The 20,743-nt window shown below is 35.5% G+C and carries 13 protein-coding genes; 8 read left to right on the top strand and 5 right to left on the bottom strand.

What is annotated here, in order from left to right:
* Nucleotides 1-97 precede the first annotated feature (97 nt).
* The 5 genes from IEV84_RS10410 (at nucleotide 98) to phoU (ending at nucleotide 4,687) form a co-directional block, all read left to right on the top strand.
* Nucleotides 98-961 carry a PstS family phosphate ABC transporter substrate-binding protein gene (locus tag IEV84_RS10410; RefSeq protein ID WP_188494216.1) on the top strand — a complete coding sequence of 288 codons (864 nt, stop codon included), beginning with the start codon at nucleotides 98-100 and terminating at the stop codon, nucleotides 959-961.
* Nucleotides 962-1,130: 169 nt separating this feature from the next.
* Complete coding sequence (gene pstC / locus IEV84_RS10405; RefSeq protein ID WP_229732655.1) at nucleotides 1,131-2,339, top strand: phosphate ABC transporter permease subunit PstC; 1,209 nt, start codon at nucleotides 1,131-1,133, stop codon at nucleotides 2,337-2,339.
* Between the two features lie 2 nt (nucleotides 2,340-2,341).
* Nucleotides 2,342-3,220, top strand: a complete 879-nt coding sequence (pstA, locus tag IEV84_RS10400) for a phosphate ABC transporter permease PstA (protein ID WP_188494215.1) — start codon at nucleotides 2,342-2,344, stop codon at nucleotides 3,218-3,220.
* A 1-nt stretch (nucleotide 3,221) separates the two neighbouring features.
* Nucleotides 3,222-3,974 carry a phosphate ABC transporter ATP-binding protein PstB gene (gene pstB / locus IEV84_RS10395; protein WP_188494214.1) on the top strand — a complete coding sequence of 251 codons (753 nt, stop codon included), beginning with the start codon at nucleotides 3,222-3,224 and terminating at the stop codon, nucleotides 3,972-3,974.
* 44 nt (nucleotides 3,975-4,018) lie between these two features.
* Nucleotides 4,019-4,687, top strand: coding sequence for a phosphate signaling complex protein PhoU (phoU, locus tag IEV84_RS10390; protein WP_188494213.1), 669 nt, complete (start codon nucleotides 4,019-4,021; stop codon nucleotides 4,685-4,687).
* Between the two features lie 80 nt (nucleotides 4,688-4,767).
* Here the strand turns inward: phoU and IEV84_RS10385 are convergent, their stop codons facing one another.
* Nucleotides 4,768-5,406 carry a response regulator transcription factor gene (locus IEV84_RS10385; protein WP_188494212.1) on the bottom strand — a complete coding sequence of 213 codons (639 nt, stop codon included), beginning with the start codon at nucleotides 5,404-5,406 and terminating at the stop codon, nucleotides 4,768-4,770.
* 17 nt (nucleotides 5,407-5,423) lie between these two features.
* Nucleotides 5,424-6,887, bottom strand: a complete 1,464-nt coding sequence (locus IEV84_RS10380; RefSeq protein WP_188494211.1) for a sensor histidine kinase — start codon at nucleotides 6,885-6,887, stop codon at nucleotides 5,424-5,426.
* 355 nt (nucleotides 6,888-7,242) lie between these two features.
* Between IEV84_RS10380 and IEV84_RS10375 the strand changes: the two genes are divergently transcribed.
* From IEV84_RS10375 to IEV84_RS10365, 3 genes are all read left to right on the top strand, one after another.
* Complete coding sequence (locus tag IEV84_RS10375; protein WP_188494210.1) at nucleotides 7,243-14,514, top strand: CLIPPER-2 domain-containing protein; 7,272 nt, start codon at nucleotides 7,243-7,245, stop codon at nucleotides 14,512-14,514.
* A gap of 120 nt (nucleotides 14,515-14,634) precedes the next feature.
* On the top strand, nucleotides 14,635-15,549 hold the full coding sequence (locus IEV84_RS10370; protein WP_188494209.1) for a PorP/SprF family type IX secretion system membrane protein: 915 nt from the start codon (nucleotides 14,635-14,637) through the stop codon (nucleotides 15,547-15,549).
* A gap of 107 nt (nucleotides 15,550-15,656) precedes the next feature.
* The gene (locus IEV84_RS10365) at nucleotides 15,657-17,606 is read left to right on the top strand and encodes an OmpA family protein (protein ID WP_188494208.1); all 1,950 of its coding nucleotides are present in this window, start codon (nucleotides 15,657-15,659) and stop codon (nucleotides 17,604-17,606) included.
* Nucleotides 17,607-17,701: 95 nt separating this feature from the next.
* Here IEV84_RS10365 and IEV84_RS10360 read toward each other — a convergent pair whose 3' ends face one another.
* From IEV84_RS10360 to IEV84_RS10350, 3 genes are all read right to left on the bottom strand, one after another.
* A complete protein-coding gene (locus tag IEV84_RS10360; protein WP_188494207.1) occupies nucleotides 17,702-18,778 on the bottom strand; it encodes a glycosyltransferase in 1,077 nt (358 codons plus the stop codon).
* A gap of 149 nt (nucleotides 18,779-18,927) precedes the next feature.
* A complete protein-coding gene (locus tag IEV84_RS10355; protein ID WP_188494206.1) occupies nucleotides 18,928-20,184 on the bottom strand; it encodes an aspartate kinase in 1,257 nt (418 codons plus the stop codon).
* Between the two features lie 17 nt (nucleotides 20,185-20,201).
* Nucleotides 20,202-20,687, bottom strand: a complete 486-nt coding sequence (locus IEV84_RS10350; RefSeq protein WP_188494205.1) for a GNAT family N-acetyltransferase — start codon at nucleotides 20,685-20,687, stop codon at nucleotides 20,202-20,204.
* Nucleotides 20,688-20,743 lie beyond the last annotated feature (56 nt).

Raw genomic sequence — 20,743 nt, 5'->3', positions numbered from 1 at the left:
GTTTTTCCTTGAAAAGAAAGCGTCTGATTGCTTAATAATGAATTAACACAGGCTTAATATTGAGGATTTACTTTTGCAACAATTAATTTAAAACAAAATGAAAAAAACAAAATTATTTTTGATTTTACCTTTAATAGGTATGTTAAGTTGTGGTAAGGCTAAAACAGAAGACAAAGCTTCTGAAGATAATGCAGCAGCTGTTTCGGTAACTATAAAAGGAAGTGATACTGTTTTGCCATTGGCTCAAAAAGAAGCTGAGGATTTAATGAAATCAGACAAAAACATCAGTGTTACTGTAGTAGGTGGCGGTTCAGGAGTAGGGATTACTGCTCTAATTGATGGAACTACTGATATTGCAATGGCTTCAAGAGATTTAAAAACAGAAGAGAAATTGAAATTCTCAGAAGCTAAAAAAGAGATTGAAGAAGTAGTAATTGCTTTTGATGCTCTAACAGTAATTGTTAATCCGGCAAATGGAGTTTCTAAATTAACTCGTGAGCAATTAGAAGGAATTTTTACGGGAGCAATTAAAAACTGGAAAGAAGTAGGTGGTGCCGATGAGAAAATTGTAGCTTATTCAAGAGAGTCTTCTTCAGGAACTTATGAGTTTTTTAAAGAAGAAGTGATGGCCAAGAAAAACTATGCAACTGATGTATTAAGTTTACCGGCTACAGGAGCAATTGTTCAGGCTGTAGGTCAGACAAAAGGAGCAATTGGTTATATAGGTTTGGCTTATGAAACTAAAGAAGTTAAACAACTGGCGGTTTCTTACGATCAGGGGAAAACATTTGTTGAACCATCTGTAGCAAGTGCTAAAGATAAAAGCTACCCAATTTCAAGACCGTTGTTTTATATGTTTGACAAAACAAATGCAGCTAAAGTAAAGTCAATTGTTGATTATGCACTTTCAGATGCAGGACAAAAAACAGTTTCAGATATTGGTTATATTCCTTTAAAATAATCATTTCGGGTTATTATAAATTCTTGAAAGGTTATCGTTTACGGTAGCCTTTTTTTATACTTTTTTAGAATACGTTTCCTTAACATTAAGTTAACTTAATCATAACAACTACCGAACATTCTATCTTTAGGACTGCTGTAGTTTTGCAAAAAAAATAAAAGATACCGATTTGAAAACAAATTTTAAACAGCTGAAAGAGAAGCTAATCGAATCCGTTTTAATGCTCAGTGGTGCAGCCACAAGTATTACTGTAGTTTTGATTGTTTTTTTTCTATTTATTGAAGGAGCTGGAGTTTTTAATAGAAAACCCATTGATGACGGTTATTTGTTAGTGGTCAATGCAACTAATAAGGTTAAGACGCTTCAACCTTCGCAAGTGAAAGATGTTTTTGATAAAAAAATAACCAATTGGAATCAACTCGGAGGAGAGAACAGGCCGATTGTTTTATTCAGAACCAGTGATATTACCGAATATTATACTGAAGAAGAATTAGGAGCTAATTTTGAGCATTTTCCGGAAAAAATTAATGAACTGATTCAGAAACAACCCGGAATAATCGCCTTTTTTTCAGATAAATACAAGTCGGATAAATTCAGTGGAAAAGAATTAGATATTGATAAAGTTAAGGTTTGGGAATTTTTATCGGGAGAAGAATGGTTTCCTACAGCCCAACCCATTGCTCAAATGGGAGTTAAGCCTTTGATTTACGGAACTTTATGGGTGAGTTTTGGAGCTATTTTATTGGCATTGCCTATCGGATTAGCAGCAGCAATTTACCTTAGTGAAATTGCACAAAAAAGAACCCGAAGTTTATTAAAACCTTTAATCGAATTATTAGCCGGAATTCCATCGGTAGTGTATGGTTTTTTTGGGCTGGTGGTGATTGTTCCTTTAATTCAGGAAATGTTTCATTTGCCTGTGGGCGAAACCGGATTAGCAGGAAGTGTGGTGTTAGCCATTATGGCCTTGCCTACTATTATTACCATTTCAGAAGATGCTATGCGCAATACGCCGAGAGCTATGAAAGAAGCTAGTTTGGCTTTGGGAGCTTCTAAATGGCAAACAATTTATAAAGTGGTAATGCCTTATTCGGCCTCGGGAATTACTGCGGGAGCGATTTTAGGAATTGGTAGAGCAATAGGCGAAACAATGGCGGTATTAATGGTTACCGGAAATGCTGCTGTAATACCCAATACACTTTTAGCTCCGGTGCGAACCATTCCTGCAACTATTGCTGCTGAATTAGGCGAAGCACCTAACGGTGGTTTGCATTACGAAGCCTTATTTGCGCTGGGTTGTATTTTATTCTTAATCACATTTGGGATTAATATGTTAGTCGAATTAGTGACTAACAGAAAAGCACACAAAAAACAATAATAATGAAATCACAAAATAAATTAGCCCGTAAAAAGAGAATCAGCCAAAATATTGCTTTTGGGATTTTTACAGCCATAAGTTATGCTATTGTAGCCCTTTTATTTGTTATTCTGGCATTTATAGTAGTAAAAGGAATTGGCGTAATTAGTTGGGAATTTATCACGGCAATGCCAAGTAACGGAATGACCGAGGGCGGAATTTATCCTGCCATAATAGGAACACTTTGTTTGGTTTTGGCCAGTATGATTTTTGCTTTTCCGGTGGGTGTTTTTGCCGCAATTTATATGAACGAATATGTAAAAGACGGCTGGATTAAAAAGATTATTAAACAAATGACCAATAATCTGGCAGGAGTTCCATCGATTGTTTTTGGATTATTCGGAATGTCATTATTTGTAAATAAACTGGGTTTTGGCGATTCGATTTTAGCAGGTGGGTTAACGTTAGGATTACTTGTACTTCCTGTAGTAATTAGAACTACCGAAGAATCTTTGAAAGCTGTCGATTCTACTTTTAGACACGCTAGTTTAGGTTTGGGAGCTTCAAAATGGCAAACTACCAGTAAAGTAGTTTTGCCAATCGCTTTTCCTAATATTATTACCGGATTGATTCTTTCTATCGGAAGGGTTTCCGGCGAAACGGCTCCTATTTTATTTACCGTAGCGGCTTATTTTTTGCCTAAGTTACCTTCATCTATTTTTGATCAGGCAATGGCTTTGCCGTATCATTTATATGTAATTGCTACCAGTGGGACTAATATTGAAAAATCCAGAGCAATGGCTTATGGTACAGCACTTATATTAATTATTATTGTATTAATTTCTAATTTATTAGCGAATGCACTTCGCAAATATTATGGAAAGAAAGTTAAAATGAATTAAAATGCACAAAATAGAATCTAAAAACGTAAACTTCTTTTACGGAGAAACCCAGGCCTTGCACGATATTTCGTTGTCTATGAAAGAGAATACTGTTACCGCACTTATTGGTCCTTCTGGATGTGGGAAGTCAACTTATTTGCGTTTATTAAATCGAATGAATGATTTGATTGATAATACCCGAATGGAAGGAAGTATTTTAATTGACCAAAAGGATATTTATCAAAAAAATACTAATGTGGATGATTTGAGAAAGAATGTGGGTATGGTTTTTCAAAAACCCAATCCTTTTCCAAAAACCATTTACGAAAATGTAGCTTACGGTTTAAGAGTTAATGGAGTTGAAGATAAAAATATCATTGAAGAAAGAGTCATTACCTCTATTGAGCAGGTTGCTTTATGGGATGAGGTAAAAGATAAGTTGAAAAAATCGGCATTTGAACTTTCCGGAGGACAACAACAGCGTTTGTGTATTGCCAGAGCTTTAGCCATTCAGCCATCGGTTTTACTGATGGACGAACCTACTTCGGCATTAGATCCTATTTCGACTTCGAAAGTTGAAGAATTAGTACACGAATTAAAAAAGAAATATACGATTGTTATTGTAACACATAATATGCAGCAGGCAGCCCGTGTGAGTGACAATACGGCTTTTTTCTATATGGGAAAATTAATCGAATGTGATAAGACAAAAACTATTTTTACCAAACCGGCAATACAGCAAACGGAGGATTATATAACGGGAAGATTTGGTTGATATTTGTACCCAATTTGTAATCGGATAACTTTAAATTTTAAAAAATGGCATCACACTTCGAAATAGAATTAGAGAAACTTAAAAATGTAATTATCAAGATAGGTAATCTTGCCGAAAATCAATTGATTGAAGCGGTAAAAGCTTTGCTTTCTGAGCCTATGGCCGAGAAGAAAGAGGTGAAAAAAAATGAAGAGAAAATAGATAAATTAGATGTCAAAATCGATGAAATTTGTCAAACTATTTTTGCTCTGCAACAACCCGTAGCTTCTGATTTGCGTTTTATCATGGCTTCGATGCAAATTAGTAATGAGATTGAACGAATTGGCGATTTGGCAATGAGTGTTATCAAAAATTCAAAGAATATTAAGGATAAACATGATTTGATTGTAAAATTCAACGTGGCCGAATTGGCAAAACAGGTTGAGGAAATTACCATCAAAATGAATCAATGTTTCTTAGACCGAAGCGAAACGACTATCGGAGAAATTTTTGTTTTAAATAACAGCATTAAAAAAGGCACAGACGATACCATTCATAATTTGATGAACGAGATGAAATCAAATTCTAAGGCAGTAGTTTCAGGAATGAATTTGGTGATGGTTTTAAAACATTTGGAACGCGTTTCAGAACATTGTACTAATATTGCTGAGCATGTTCATTTTATGATTAAAGCAAAGATTATCAAACATGAAAAATTTGATGACAAGCAATAATAGTAATCGAATGTTTTAATGAAAAAAGCTGGTTTTTTTGATTTGAAAAAGCCGGCTTTTTTTGTGCTATAAACGTTTTGTCAAATATTTATTCCGTTTGTTTTGTTGAAAAGGCCAATGAGTTCAACAATATTTTTGATGTTAAGTTTGTTGAATATTTTATTTTTATGGGTACTTACGGTGGTGAGTTGAATGCTTAGTTTGTTAGCGATTTCTATGTTTCCATCGCCTTTAACTAATAACTCTGATATTTCTCTTTCTCGTTTTGAGAGTTTTTCTAAGGGATCAGTACTTGTTTTATTTGTAGAAGCTTTTACCAGTTCGTTTACAATATTAGGGGTTAAATAATTTCCTGTTTTTAAAATGGTGTCAATTGCGTTAACCAGCATTTTTTTGTCGCTTAGTTTATTGAGATATCCATTGGCTCCGGCAATAATGTAAGGGCAGGCGTGTGTTTCTTCTTCATAAACTGAAAAAATAAGTATTTTAACATCGGGTTGGATGTTTTTGATTTCTTCTATCATAGCGGTGTTTCTTCCTCCCGGAATGTTGATGTCCAGTATGATTAAATCTATTTTTTTCTTTTTTAAAAAATCTAATGTTTCGCTGTAATTATCCTTTGTTGAAATGACAACGTTTTTAATTTTTTCTTCTAAAATTATTGAAACACCTGTTCTTACAACTAGGTGGTCATCAACGATAAGAATTTCTTTTTGCATGATTTTACTATTTTAGATTAAAAATTTTCTTTTAGATTAATGTCTATAGTTACGGTTGTTCCTTCGTTATTAGGATTTGAAAAGGTGATATTTCCTTTAAGGATTATTAGTAATTCCAGTACGAGGTGTAAGCCAATACCATAGGTGCTTAAAATGAGTTTTTCAGGGTCTCTGTTTTGGAATAATTTGGTGTAATAATCAATGATATCCGGACTCATTCCGGTTCCTGTGTCTTTGATCCAATAGCATATTTTTTCAGTATTTGCCCTGGCTCCAATTTCTATAATTCCCGATTGGGTATTTTTTACTGCATTATCTATCAGATTGTGGATGATGATGGAAATAATCCTGATGTTTATATTTGATTTTAGAGTGTTTTTAGTGTTATTTATAATTTTGGTATCATTGTTTAAGGCTATTTCTTCAAAGAAATTCTTTTTGTTTTCAATTAATTCATATACTGAATAGTAGTTCTGATTGTAATCTTTGTCCTCAATGTATATTTTAGAATATTCAATAAGTGTTTTGGTAAAATCGTAGAGTTGTGAAGATGATTTGTAAATAGAATCAGCATATTTATATGTAATGCTGTTTTTTGCTTTTTTAGTGCTGCTGCTCAGGTGTTTTGCAATGAGTTGGATGTATTTTAGCGGACTTCTTATGTCGTGACTTATGGTGCCAATAATCTTTTTGTGCTGAATAATTTCGGTATGTAAATCCTGTTTTGTTTTTTCTAAATCCTTTATAATAGCTTCCAGTTGCTCTTTTTGTTGTTTTAACTCTTGTTTTGATTTCAGTATTTTTTGAAGCATTGTGCTGTAGTAGATGCTAATACAACCTATGATTACACAAATAAAAAAGATATTAGTCAATAAAAGGTAATAGTTCGTTTTGCGGGTTCCGTCTCCCAGGAGATTTGAAAAACGTTCTTCGCTTTGTCCGATTTTTTTATTGATATCGTCCAGTTCCAGGAGTGTTTTAATCTTAGCATTGTGGTCTAACTCATTGCGGTCTAATTTTTGTTTTACTTTAAGCCCGATTTTACTGAGTTCGGTATTTAAGGAATCGCCCACTTTCCATTCGGCAATGGCATTTTTTAAAAACCAGATATTTTTAAAATTGTTAAAGAGCCAAATCATGTCGTTTAAGTCTTCTTCATGATTTTTGCCTTCCCTAAAACCTTGTTTAATGGTTTCGGAATCTAATTGATTAACGAGAGCTATTCTCGCTTTTTTATCTCCTAATGGGATACTGATGTTTGATTTGAATTTTGTCCAGTATTCTTCTTCTTTAGTATAAAGATAGTTTATCAAATTGCGCGTAGCCACATTGTGCCCTTTTGAATAGCGGGATTCTCCGTTTACATAAGCTCTGGTTGCTGATAAAGTTTTTATGGTATAAAAATTAATCACGATCAGCATAGAACAGGCGGTTAATATAAGAGCTATAAAAGTAATTGTATTTCTTTTGGATTGTTTCAAATGGTTAACTATTCAGGTTTATTAAAACTTTTGTTGCTATGTGAGAATTGCTAAGATGTTGAAGATTATTTTATCTTAATCAGATTATAGTTTCATACAAATATATCAAATATAGTGTTGTTATTTTTGTAAGAATAAATCGGTTTTGAGATAGAATTTTATCAATTTTTTTGTAGTTTTTATTTTACTTACGTATCGTTTTATATCAACGTATTTTCTGATATTTTCCATAATCAATATTTTATTTTTGTAAATGAATCGTTACTGCTGTTGGGTTTAATTCTCTTTTTGAGTGTCCATTACTCAAAATTAAACCCTAATGTTGATTTAAATCAAATTCAAAAATCTTTAGATTATGAGAAATAATTACCTTGATTTATTTAATAAGAATACTATTAAAACAGGATTGTTCGAAAGCATTTGTAATCAGTTATTATTGTTTACTGCTTTATTTATAGTGTCTTTCAATTCTTACGGACAATGTAATGCTGTAACTCCAACTCCTTTTGTTTTGGCTAATTTTGATGATTTATCAGTAAGTACTAATACCAGTGGTGTTTGTACTTCGCTTTTAGGTTGCGGAATATTTAATGAAAGCCGTTTAATCAATGCAAGTTTAACCGATTTTGCTACGGCAAGTTTTGGAGTTTTAAGTGTAGGCACTAATCATTCGTTGCGTGTAACTGATGGGAATTCAACGTATGCTGCGGGAACATTTGCCGGATTTAAAATTGCTCCTGGTGGAGGACTGCTTAGTTTGGATTTGTTAAACGGAATAAGGATACGAACTTATAATGACGGCGTTTTAACCGAAACAATGACAGGTGCTTCTTTATTAGGATTAACACTGCTGTCCAGTCCAACAGATTATATTGTAGGTTTTAATACTTCTGCAACATTTGATGCAATTGAAATAGTATTAGATGGAGGAGTGTCTTTGTTGAGTTCTACTGATATTTACCACGCAGTAATCAGAGAATATTGTGCCGGTCCTGCCTTAGATTGTAATACCATTACTAAATTAAGTTTGCCAACTCATCCGGTTGCTATCAGTCAGGCTAATACAGGAATGTCAGGAGTAAGTGTGGGAAGTGTTGCAGATGTTGAAAATGCCATTAGTTCCAGTGATACGGATTATGCAACGATTAATTTAACTGTTGGGCTGCTGGCTTCGGGAAGTATTGCTGTAAAAGAGATGATTACTGATTATCCGGCGGGTACTTATGCCGGTATTGAAATCGAGAATTCGAATCTTTTGAGTATCGCTGCTTTGGGAAATGTCGTGGTTTCGACTTATTTGGATGGGGTGCTCAGAGAACAATTTTCAGGGACTAATTTGGTTGCCAATGCTTCATTGCTTGCTTCGGGAGGACGTTTTAAATTAGGATTTGTTGCTAATCAGTCATTTGATGAAGTAAAACTATCCGTTAATCAAACAATAGGTTTGAATCTGGGGACTACCAGAGTGTATGGGGCAGTTTTTCAGCGATTTTGCGCCGGACCGGAGTTGCCGTGCAATATGCAAACAGCTTTAAATACACCAACATATCCGGTATATATTAATAATGTCAATTCAGGAATTAATGGTTTAGTGTGTGCATTGTGTACAGTGACTAATCAGGATAATTTAACAGATTCAGACCTTAGTAATTATGCCAGTGTTAATTTATCGGTAGGAGTAGGAACTACTGGAAGTCTATCGGTTAAAGACCAAATTACCAATTATCCTGTAGGAACATTTACGGGTTATACTATAGAAAATCCGGCCTTGCTTAATGTTGATGCTTTGGGGGCTGTAAGGGTTACTACTTATTTAGATGGTGTTCAGCAGGAAACAAAGTCAGGTAATGGTCCATTAGTGGCTGTTGGGACCGATTTGTTAGTAGGAACAGGAAAACAAACAATTGGTTTTGTTGCTACAATGCCTTTTGATGAAGTCCAAATTACTTTTCAAAATTTGGTCGCAGTAAATCTTGGAGAAGTTAGAGTTTACAGTGCCGTTTTTCAAAGATTATGCGATCCTGTTGTAGCCTGTAATCAAAATTATCTTTGGACAAATCCGGCTTTTCCCGTAACAATAAACGGAGATAATACCGGTATTGATGGAGTGGCTTGTGTGGCTTGTGCTGTAAATGATACGGATAATTTATTAACTGCCGATGAAACTGATTTTGCTAATATTACTTTGATAGCAGGGGTTGTCGGTTCAGGTTCTGTAGCGGTAAAAGATCATTTGTTTACTTATCCTAAAGGAACATTTGCAGGTTTTGTAATTAGAGATTTAGGAACATTAGCACAGGTGAATTTATTGCAATCGATGATAATAAGCACTTATAACAATGGTGTTTTGCAGGAAGCAAGATCAGCGGGACAATTGGCTGATTTATCTCTTTTAGGAATTGATGTTTTAGGATCGACTCCGGGAGTTTATAATGTTGGTTTTAAAACTAATTTACCTTTTGACGAAATTAAACTGACTTTAAATTCCGTAGCAAGCGTTATTAACTCGATTGATGTATATGGGGCATTTGTCAATACTTCTGAAAGTGATGATGAAGGCAGTGGAAATCTGTCTTGTAATTCTTCATCAATTTCAGTGACAAAAGATGGAACTTATGTAGATGCTAATAATGACGGAATTGTAAATGCAGGCGACAGAGTTGATTATACTTTTACTATTACAAATACAGGTAATAAAACCTTAACTAATGTAACAATAACAGATAATAACGCCTCAGTAACCGGAAGCCCAATAGCAACTTTGGCACCGGGTGCAAATGATACTACTTCTTATACGGCTACATATACGATAACTCAGGCTGATATTGATGCCGGTGTAGTGTATAATTTAGCGACTGTTACGGCTCAAACTATTTTAGGAATAACTATTACGGCGACTTCTACCGATCCGACACCTTGTGCAACCTGTCCGGTAAATCCGACTTGTACTGATTGTACCGCTACTCCAATAGTTCAGACAAATTCTATTGCATTGGTTAAAACAGCCGTAGTAAGTGGAGCAGGGGCTATAGGAGATGTTATTACTTATACTTTTGCTGTAACTAATACCGGAAACACCACTTTAACTAATGTTACTGTGACTGATCCAATGACAGGATTAGTGATTTCAGGAAGTCCTATAGCTAGTTTGGCACCAGGAGTTACTGATACTACTGTTAAAGGAATTTATATTATTACTCAGGCAGATGTTGATGCCGGAAAGGTAACTAACTCTGCTTTGGTAACAGCTAAAGACCCACAGAATAATAATGTGACTGATATTTCGGGAACTACATTGGGTACAGATGATAACACGGAAACGCCGGTAAATCAGGTTTCAACTATTGCTTTGGTGAAAACAGCAAGTGTTGTAGGTTCAGGGACTGTAGGAGATACTATTAATTATACTTTTGCGGTAACCAATACCGGAACAACAACTTTGACTAATGTTGCTGTGACTGACCCAATGGTTGGTTTGATTATCACAGGAAGTCCAATTGCCAGTTTAGCTCCCGGTGCTACTAATATAAGTATTACGGGTACTTATGTTATCACTCAGGCAGATGTTGATGCCGGAAAGGTAACTAACTCAGCTTTAGTAACAGCTAAAGATCCACAGAATAATGATGTGACTGATATTTCAGGAACTACAATAGCTACCGATGACTCTACAGAAACTCCGGTTGGTCAAAGATCAACAATCGCATTAGTAAAAACAGCTTCCGTTGGAGGAACAGGGATTTTAGGAGATGTTATTACTTATACTTTTGCTGTAACCAATACAGGGACAACAACTTTAACAGATATCGTAGTAACCGACCCAATGATTGGTTTGACAATACCGGTCAATCAAATTGCCAGTTTAACACCGGGAGTTACTGATTCAACTATAACAGGAACTTACACCATTACTCAGGCAGATGTTGATGCGGGAAAAGTAGTTAACTCGGCTTTGGTGACTGCAAAAGATCCGTTAAGTAACGATGTAACTGATATTTCAGGAACTACAATTGGAACAAATGATAACACCGAAACGCCTGTTACACAAACTTCATCGATTGCCTTAGTCAAGTCAGCTTCGGTAGGAGGAACAGCTGTTTTGGGAGATGTAATTACTTATACGTTTACAGTAAAAAATACTGGTACAACAACATTAAAAAATATTTTAGTATCAGATCCTATGGTCGGTTTGATTATTACAGGTAATCCAATCGCCAGTTTAGCTCCGGGTGCTACAACAAGCATCACGGGAACTTACACCATTACTCAAACTGATATCGATGCGGGGAATGTGACGAACTCAGCTTTAGTAACAGCCAAAGACCCACAGAATAATAACGTGACGGATATTTCAGGTACTACAGAAACGACCAATGATGCAACCGAAACTCCGGTAACACAAAATGATGCTATTGCCTTGGTAAAAACCGCTGTGGTAGGAGGAACAGGCGTTTTAGGAGATGTGATTACTTATACTTTCAGAGTGACGAATACCGGAAACACGACTTTGACCGATATTGTGGTTACTGATCCAATGACAGGTTTAGTAATTTCAGGAAGCCCGATAGCCAGTTTAGCACCGGGAATTACAAATACAAGCATTACGGGAACTTACACCATTACTCAGGCAGATATCGATGCCGGAAGAGTAACGAACTCAGCATTAGTAACTGCTAAAGATCCACAGAATAATAACGTAACGGATACCTCAGGAACAGCAATTGATAATAATGATGCAACTGAAACTCCGGTAACACAAAATGATGCTATTGCTTTAGTGAAAACTGCTGTGGTAGGAGGAACAGGCGTTTTAGGCGATGTGATTACTTATACTTTCAGAGTGACAAATACCGGAAACACGACTTTGACAAATGTTGTGGTTACTGATCCAATGACAGGTTTAGTAATTTCAGGAAGTCCGATAGCCAGTTTAGCACCGGGAATCACAAATACAAGCATCACGGGAACTTACACTATTACGCAAGCTGATATTGATGCGGGAAGGGTAACGAACTCAGCCTTAGTAACAGCCAAAGATCCACAGAATAATAACGTAACGGATACCTCTGGAACAGCAGTTGATAATAATGATGCAACCGAGACTCCGGTAACACAAAATGATGCTATCGCCTTGGTTAAAACCGCTGTGGTAGGAGGAACAGGCGTTTTAGGAGATGTTATTACTTATACTTTCAGAGTGACAAATACCGGAAATACGACTTTGACCAATGTTGTGGTTACTGATCCAATGATTGGTTTGACTATCACAGGAAGTCCGATAGCCAGTTTAGCACCGGGAATTACAAATACAAGTATCACGGGAATTTACACCATTACTCAGGCTGATATCGATGCCGGAAGAGTAACAAACTCAGCTTTAGTAACAGCCAAAGATCCACAGAATAATAATGTGACGGATATTTCAGGTACTACTGAAACAACCAATGACACAACTGAAACTCCGCTAACACAAAATGATGCTATAGCTTTGGTGAAAACCGCTGTGGTAGGAGGAACAGGCGTTTTAGGAGATGTGATTACTTATACTTTCAGAGTGACAAATACCGGAAATACGACTTTGACAAATGTTGTGGTTACTGATCCAATGACAGGTTTAATAATTTCAGGAAGCCCGATAGCCAGTTTAGCACCGGGAATTACAAACACAAGCATCACGGGAACTTACACGATCACTCAGGCAGATATTGATGCGGGAAGGGTAACGAACTCAGCTTTAGTAACAGCCAAAGATCCACAGGATAATAACGTGACGGATATTTCAGGAACTACAGAAACGACTAATGATACAACCGAAACTCCGGTAACACAAAATGATGCTATTGCTTTAGTGAAAACTGCTGTGGTAGGAGGAACAGGCGTTTTAGGAGATGTGATTACTTATACTTTCAGAGTGACAAACACCGGAAACACGACTTTGACAAATGTTGTGGTTACTGATCCAATGACAGGTTTAGTGATTTCAGGAAGTCCGATAGCCAGTTTAGCACCGGGAATCACAAATACAAGTATCACGGGAACTTACACTATCACTCAGGCTGATATTGATGCGGGAAGGGTAACGAACTCAGCCTTAGTAACAGCTAAAGATCCACAGAATAATGATGTGACTGATATTTCAGGAACAGCAGTTGATAATAATGATGCAACCGAGACTCCGGTAACACAAAATGATGCTATTGCTTTGGTAAAAACCGCTGTGGTGGGAGGAACAGGCGTTTTAGGAGATGTGATTACTTATACTTTCAGAGTGACAAATACCGGAAACACGACTTTGACCAATGTTGTGGTTACTGATCCGATGGTTGGTTTGACTATTCCTGTATCAACAATTGCGACTATAGCTCCGGGTGCTACAAATAATACTATTGTTGGGACTTATGTTTTAAAACAGGCAGATATTGATGCCGGTGAAATAACCAACTCAGCTCTAGTAGTGGCCAAAGATCCGGAAGGGAATGACGTTGAAGATATATCGGGTACAACAATTACTAATGATAATCCAACAATAACTGAAATTACAGCAAATCCTTCAATTAGTGTTACTAAAGACGGTGTGTATGTTGATACAAATAATGATGGACTAACAAATGCAGGAGATCAAATTAATTACACTTTTGTAGTTCGTAATACCGGAAATACAACACTTTATGATGTAATTGTAACTGATGAAAAAGTTGCAATAGTGGGTAATGCTATTCCAACATTGGCTTACAATACTTCTAATAGCACTGCTTTTACGGCAACTTATACAATCACTCAGGCAGATATTGATGCTGGTTTGGTTTATAATTTAGCTCTTGTTGAGGCAACAACACCTAAAGAGACAAAAGTGACCAATACATCAACCGATCCGATACCTTGTGTTAGTTGTCCGGTTAATCCTGATTGTCCAGCATGTACAATTACGCCATTAGCTCAATCTCCAAAAATAGCATTAATGTTAGAGGGTGAGTTTCAGGATGAAAATCTTGATGGTCAGGCACAAATTGGAGAGACAATCAAATATACTTACACTATTATGAATATGGGTAATGTACCCTTGTCTAATGTCTGGATTCAGGATACAAAGGTTGGTCTTGATATGAATTCGGGGACTATTAGTATGCCTATTGGAGCTATGGATAATACCACTTTTACGGCTACCTACACCCTTACTCAGCAGGATATTATTGCTGGAAATGTTCATAATCAGGCAACGGTATTTGGAACCAGTCCATTGGGTGTAGTAGTCCAGGATTTGTCAGATGATGATAATCCATTAGAAGACGATGCTACTGTAATAGGTGTTGAAGGTTGTGTTGTAGAAGTATTTAATGCTGTCTCTCCTAATGTAGGCTCAGTGTATGAAAGGATTTTATACATACGAGGTTTGGATTGTTATCCAGATAATACAGTTCAGGTATTTGACCGTTGGGGAGTGAAAGTGTTTGAAGTAGATGGTTACAATAACGCTGATAAGGCGTTTAGAGGGATTTCAGAAGGAAGAACAACAGTAAGTCAGTCTAAAGGTTTGCCAAACGGAACTTATTTCTATGTGCTTAAATATGTAGATGTAGAAGGGAAAGGATATGATAAGTCGGGTTATCTGCATTTAATTAATGATTAAAAGCAGTTTGCCGATAGGAAAGTTTCTTTAGAAATAAATTAAAATAAGAGTATGAAATCAAAATACCATAGCTGTCTGTCAGCAGATTGTTATGACTTCTGATAAATAAATTTTACGTATATGAAAACAAATTCTATAATACTACTGCTGTTGTTAGCCATGGTGTCTGGTTTTGCACAACAAGATTCACAATACACCCATTATATGTATAATACCATTACAATTAATCCTGCGTATGCCGGTAGTCGTGGTATGACAAGTATTTTTGGGTTACATCGTACACAATGGGTAGGATTAGACGGAGCGCCTACTACAAACGCATTTTCAATTCATTCTCCATTGCAGAATTCAAGGTTAGGAATAGGAGTTTCATTTGTAAATGACAAAATTGGTGCGGGGGATCAAAGTAATATCGGAGCGGATTTATCCTATACAATTCCAACCTCTGAGAAATTTGATCTGTCTTTTGGAATCAAAGTTTCGGCTGATTTGTTAAACGTAGATTACACTAAACTGAATCGATACGATACAGGCAATCCCTTGTTTCAGAATAATATTGATAATGAGTTTGCTCCTAATATTGGGGCAGGGGTTTATTATCATTCGGATCAGTTGTATTTAGGTTTTTCGATTCCTAATTTTTTAAACGTAAGACATTTTGATGATAATGCTTCGGCAGCTGTCAAAGATCGATTGCATTATTATTTGATGGGTGGTTATGTGTTTGATTTGAGTCCATCGGTGAAGTTAAAGCCGAGTATTTTGACTAAAATAGTTTCAGGAGCTCCCTTGCAAGTCGATTTGTCTGCCAATGTTTTATTGCAGGATAAGGTCTCACTGGGACTTGCTTATCGCTGGAGTGCCGCAGCCACAGCAATGGCGGGAATCCAAATTACTGATGGATTGCTGGTGGGTTATAGTTATGATTTTGATACCACCAGTTTAGAAAACTACAACTCAGGTTCTCACGAGATATTTTTACGTTTTGAATTGTTTAATATTCAAAGAAGAATAATAACTCCAAGATTCTTTTAAATAATACGGCTTATGAAATCGTCACTAACAACAAGTTTGCGTTAGCGAACACCAATAACTAAAAAGACGATAACATATATGACCTATGACAAATAAATTTTACTTATATGAAAAAGGACTACATATTAATATTGTTGTTTGGTTTTTTTGCTTTGCAACTTTCGGCACAAGTTGGTTCCAAAGACAATAAAGCGGATAAAGATTATGACAGATTTGCTTATATCGATGCGATAAAAACCTATGAACGTATGTTTGAAAGAGGTTATAAATCTCCCGATATGCTTTTAAAATTGGCTAATGCGTATTATTTCAGTGGCGATTTAGAAAATGCAGCTAAATATTATAAAGAGTTATTCGCGACTGAAACCATTGTCACTCCCGAATGTTATTATCGATTTGCTCAATCTTTAAAATCCATTAAAGAGTATGGGAAAGCAGATGAGATGATGGCTAAATTTAATAGGGAAAACGGTAATGATTTAAGAGCAAAACTGGCTTCTACTCAAAAAAATTATCTTGATATTATTAAGAAAAATTCAGGAAGATATAATATAGAAAATGCCGGAATCAACTCTAAATATTCGGATTATGGCAGTTCCTATTACAAAGGAAACCTGGTCTTTACTTCTGCCAGAGATACCGGAAGTTTTGTAAAACGCATGGACCCATGGACAGGAGAGGGTTTTACTAATTTGTATCAATCCAATATAGATTCAGATGGTATGCTTGGGAATGTAAAAAGAGCATTCGAAAATTTGAACAGCAAATTTCACGAGTCAACTCCGGTTTTTACTAAGGATGCTAATACGGTATATTTTACCCGAAACAATTATAATGCCGGTAAGCGAGGAAACGATGTTAATAAGACTACTTTATTGAAAATTTATAAAGCGACTTTAAATGGTGAAAAATGGGAAAATATAACCGAATTACCTTTTAATAGCGATAATTACAGTGTGGCGCATCCGGCCTTGAGTTTTGACGAAAAGACCTTGTATTTTGCCTCTGATATGCCCGGAACAATAGGGCAGTCGGATATTTATAAAGTAAGTGTAAATGAAGATGGAACTTTTGGTACTCCGGAAAATTTAGGTAAAACTATTAATACTGAAGGAAGAGAAACTTTTCCTTTCATAACCGAAAAAAACGAACTCTATTTTGCTTCTGACGGACATCCTGGTTTAGGAGGAATGGATGTTTTTGTTGCAAAAGCAAGGCTGGACGGAAGTTTTAAAGAGGTTTTAAATGTGGGCGAACCATTGAATAGTTCCAAGGATGATTTTGGTTTGTTAATCAATCCCGCTACTAAAATGGGTTATGTAACTTCAAACAGAGATGGCGGATTGGGAGGAGATGATATTTATAAGGTTAAGGAAAACAGATCGATAGAATATCCCTGCGAACAGTTTTTAGGTGGTAAAGTAACCGATGTTGAAACGAATCAATTGATTACAAATGCTAAGGTGAGTTTGTTTAGCAGTAGTTATCAATTGTTGAAATCGGCTACCACTGATAGTGAAGGAGTATTTGATTTTGGAGAAGTAGAATGTGAAGCCAAATATTATATCAAAACCGAAAAAGAAGCCTATAATACCGACGAGATTACGACAACAATTGCTGGTAATACCGGTAAAACCTTTGTTCCGGTTAGCATAGAAAAAACTTTGAAAAAAGTAACTGTTGGAGATGATATTGCTAAAGTATTTGGTATAAAAATTATCTATTTCGATTTGAATAAATCGGATATCCGGGCAGATGCAGCTCTGGAATTATCTAAAATTTTAGATGTAATGATTCAAAATCCAACGATTAAAATTGATATTCGTTCGCATACCGATAGTAGAAACACGGCAATGTATAACTGGAAATTATCGGAAAGAAGAGCCGCAGCCACTAAAGCCTGGTTGATTCAAAACGGAATTGACGCTTCCCGATTGACAGCCAGAGGTTATGGTGAATCGCAATTAGTTAATAAATGTGCTGATGGTGTTGAGTGTACTGAAGAAGAACATCAAGCCAATAGACGAAGTGAATTTGTAATTGTTGCTATAAAGTAGCTAGTTAGTAGGTTAGTTTTTGTTTCGTTATCCTGTAAACGGGGGTTATACAGGATAACACTTTAAACGCACTAATTGACCATTTTTTTGGTCGATTAGTGTTCGTTTAATGAAAAAACATTGAAAATTTCAGACCAGTTGATGTTTGATTTTATTTCTGAGAGTCCTTTATAAGTATCAATTTCACTTAGGTTTTCAATACAAAAATCATCCTGAGTTGCAAAAGGGACAAGATTTTCTTTTTTTAATTTTTTAGCAAGGTATAATTGTTCGTATTGACCAGGAGTAGGGATAAAGAAGGCTTTTTTGTTTAGTTTGGCCAAATCCATAATCGAAGTATATCCTGAACGACAAAGAATAATATCACTTTCGTTTAGAGACTGTTCGAGTTGACGGCTGTGCATGAAATTGTAAAAAGTAACATTCTCCAGTTGTTCCTTTTTTTGCTCTTTTTCTATGACTCCCTTTATAAAAAGAATCTGTCCATTGTAAAGCGTGATTTCTTTTTTTAATTTTTCTTCCAGCATTCCCCGTTGTGGTTCAGGTCCTGAAAGTATAATCATCAAGTCGTATTTTTTTTCCACTTTTTTCTGCTGTATTCTACTCAGTGGACCAATGTATTTGATGTTTAAATCATGGTTTTTTAAATGACTTAGCTCGCCGGCTAAATTGGGAGTGCTTGCTGTGTCCGGAATCCAGCATTCGGTATATTTTCGTATGATGTTTTGGTGTAAAATACTGCTCAGCCAGGTAGTGTTTCCGGTCATTACATTAAGTTGGTGCGTGATAAATACCGAAGGCACTTTTTTACTGAAAACTCCAAGTCGGTTGTCCGAAATGATGCCGTCGATATCGTATTTCTTAATCCATTTTTTTACCATTTTTTTTTCTTCCAAAATGGCTTCAATCATTTTTGGACAATTCTTGAGTAGTTTCCATTTAAAATATTTTCCGTTTTTGGCATATTCTATCTGGTAAGAAGGCAGTTCGAGAAATTTTAAATAAGGAAATTCTTTTTTTAATAAGTCCAAAGCAATGCCGTCTGAGGCAATAATAGGTATAAAATTATTGTCCTGTAAGGCTTTAATAATAGGAATGCAGCGTGTTGCGTGTCCTAAACCCCAGTTTAACGGAGCTACTAAAATGGTTTTGCTTGGTGTGTTTAAATTCATAGTTTAATCATTTTTGATAAAAATACTTAAACAAAGTTTTTGTAAACAGACTTATGAATTATCAAACTATTAAGTTATTATTTCCTAATGTAATAAAAAAGACACTGCTAAATAACAGTGTCTTTTTAGAAAAGTATAATAAAAAAAGATTAACCTTCTTTAGTAACAATTTGCATAGTTTCAGTACCTAATTGTTTTAACAATACCGTTTTTCCTTCCACTACTGTTTGAGCAGCAGCATCGTTAAAATGTCTGATAGTGTATAAGGTTACATCTTCGTTGTAGCCCACTTTGAATTTTTTAGACAAAATAGCAAGCAAGTCTTTAAAGTTACCAAACTTATCCTCAACACATACAGAAAAACTAATTGCTGAGTTCTGAATTAAGTTTACCTTAATTTTGAATTCATGGAATAAACCAAAAATTTCACTGATATTTTCTTCCATGATGAATGAAAAATCGATAGAAGAAAGAGAGATTAACAATTGCTCTCTTTTTACAATAAAGCAAGGCATGAATGGCTCTAAAGTAGCTCCTTTGCTAACAACAGTTCCTTTTAACAATGGATTGATGAAAGATTTTACGTGTAAAGGGATTTCCTTTTTTTGTAATGGCTGTAACGTTTTTGGGTGAATAACCGTTGCTCCGTAGAAAGCCAATTCGATTGCTTCACGGTACGATATTTGGTTTAACAAACTGGCGTTTTCAAAATATCTTGGGTCGGCATTCATAACTCCCGGAACGTCTTTCCAAATAGTAACGCTTTCCGCATTTAAGCAATATGCAAAAATAGCAGCAGTATAATCTGAACCTTCACGACCTAAAGTAGTAGTAAAGTTATTTTCGTCAGAACCTAAGAATCCCTGAGTAATATTCAGGATTTTAGTTTTGATATTGTTAGCAATATTTTTTTGAGTCAATTCCCAATCCACTTCCGCATCACGGTAGTTGTTGTTAGTTTTAACATAATTACGAACATCAATCCATTGGGTTTCAATCCCCATGAAATTCATGTAATAACTCAAAACAGTAGTTGAAATAATTTCTCCCATACTTACAATTTGATCGTAAACAAAGTTGTAGTTAGGCGATTTATTATGAGCTAAGAAATACTCTAAATCAGAAAAATGTTCATTTACACCAGCAAAGACAGCATGGTTTTCGTCTTCGAATAAATCCAATAAGATTTGGTTGTGGTATTTTTTAATTTCCTGTACCGATGCATTAAGTTCAGGAGACTTATCAAAATAATTTTTGATTACTACTTCTAGGGCGTTAGTTGTTTTACCCATTGCCGAAACAACTAATAATACATCTTCGTAACCTGCTTTTTGTAAAACGTCATATACGTTTCTTATTCCGGCAGCATCTTTTACCGATGCTCCACCAAATTTAAATACTCTCATATTTTATATATTTTTTTCTAATATTGTTTTAATCTACTTTCTGTAAAATCGGCAATCCCGGCTTCATCCATTTGAGCAAGCTGCCATTCGCTGAATACTTTAGCTCCTGTTTTTTCATAAAAATCAATTGCCGGTGTATTCCAGTCCAGCACATGCCAGTCAATTCTTTTTACTTTATCTCTTTGTGCCTGTTTAATAATTTCAGAATATAGTGCATAGCCTACTCCTTTGCCCCGCATATTATTTTTTACTACCAAATCCTCAAGATGGATAATTTTTCCTTTCCAGGTGGAATAGCGGTAATAATAAAGGGCAATCCCAACAATCTCAGAGTTTATTTCGGCAACAAAAACATGAAATAAAGGGTGGTCACCAAAACCATCCCTAATTAAATCTTCTTCTGTTACGATAACGGCATCGGGCTCTTTTTCAAATTCCGCCAGCTCCTGAATAAGACTAAGAACCGCCTTCATGTCTTCTTTTTTACCTGCTCTAATATTCATAGATTCGTATTTTTTGGTTTAAAATTTAACAATAAGGCTTTCCTGAAATCTGATAG

The sequence above is a fragment of the Flavobacterium palustre genome (assembly GCF_014639535.1).
Taxonomy (GTDB): Bacteria; Bacteroidota; Bacteroidia; order Flavobacteriales; family Flavobacteriaceae; genus Flavobacterium; species Flavobacterium palustre.
Note: the sequence above shows the minus strand (reverse complement) of the source record. Positions and strands in the feature narration are given on the sequence as shown.

Bases quoted from the DNA above. Each gene is read 5' to 3' on its own strand.
- IEV84_RS10410 (WP_188494216.1), top strand. From the start codon at position 98: ATGAAAAAAACAAAATTATTTTTGATTTTACCTTTAATAGGTATGTTA.
- pstA (WP_188494215.1), top strand. From the start codon at position 2,342: ATGAAATCACAAAATAAATTAGCCCGTAAAAAGAGAATCAGCCAAAAT.
- pstB (WP_188494214.1), top strand. From the start codon at position 3,222: ATGCACAAAATAGAATCTAAAAACGTAAACTTCTTTTACGGAGAAACC.
- phoU (WP_188494213.1), top strand. From the start codon at position 4,019: ATGGCATCACACTTCGAAATAGAATTAGAGAAACTTAAAAATGTAATT.
- IEV84_RS10385 (WP_188494212.1), bottom strand. From the start codon at position 5,406: ATGCAAAAAGAAATTCTTATCGTTGATGACCACCTAGTTGTAAGAACA.
- IEV84_RS10375 (WP_188494210.1), top strand. From the start codon at position 7,243: ATGAGAAATAATTACCTTGATTTATTTAATAAGAATACTATTAAAACA.
- IEV84_RS10370 (WP_188494209.1), top strand. From the start codon at position 14,635: ATGAAAACAAATTCTATAATACTACTGCTGTTGTTAGCCATGGTGTCT.
- IEV84_RS10365 (WP_188494208.1), top strand. From the start codon at position 15,657: ATGAAAAAGGACTACATATTAATATTGTTGTTTGGTTTTTTTGCTTTG.
- IEV84_RS10360 (WP_188494207.1), bottom strand. From the start codon at position 18,778: ATGAATTTAAACACACCAAGCAAAACCATTTTAGTAGCTCCGTTAAAC.
- IEV84_RS10355 (WP_188494206.1), bottom strand. From the start codon at position 20,184: ATGAGAGTATTTAAATTTGGTGGAGCATCGGTAAAAGATGCTGCCGGA.
- IEV84_RS10350 (WP_188494205.1), bottom strand. From the start codon at position 20,687: ATGAATATTAGAGCAGGTAAAAAAGAAGACATGAAGGCGGTTCTTAGT.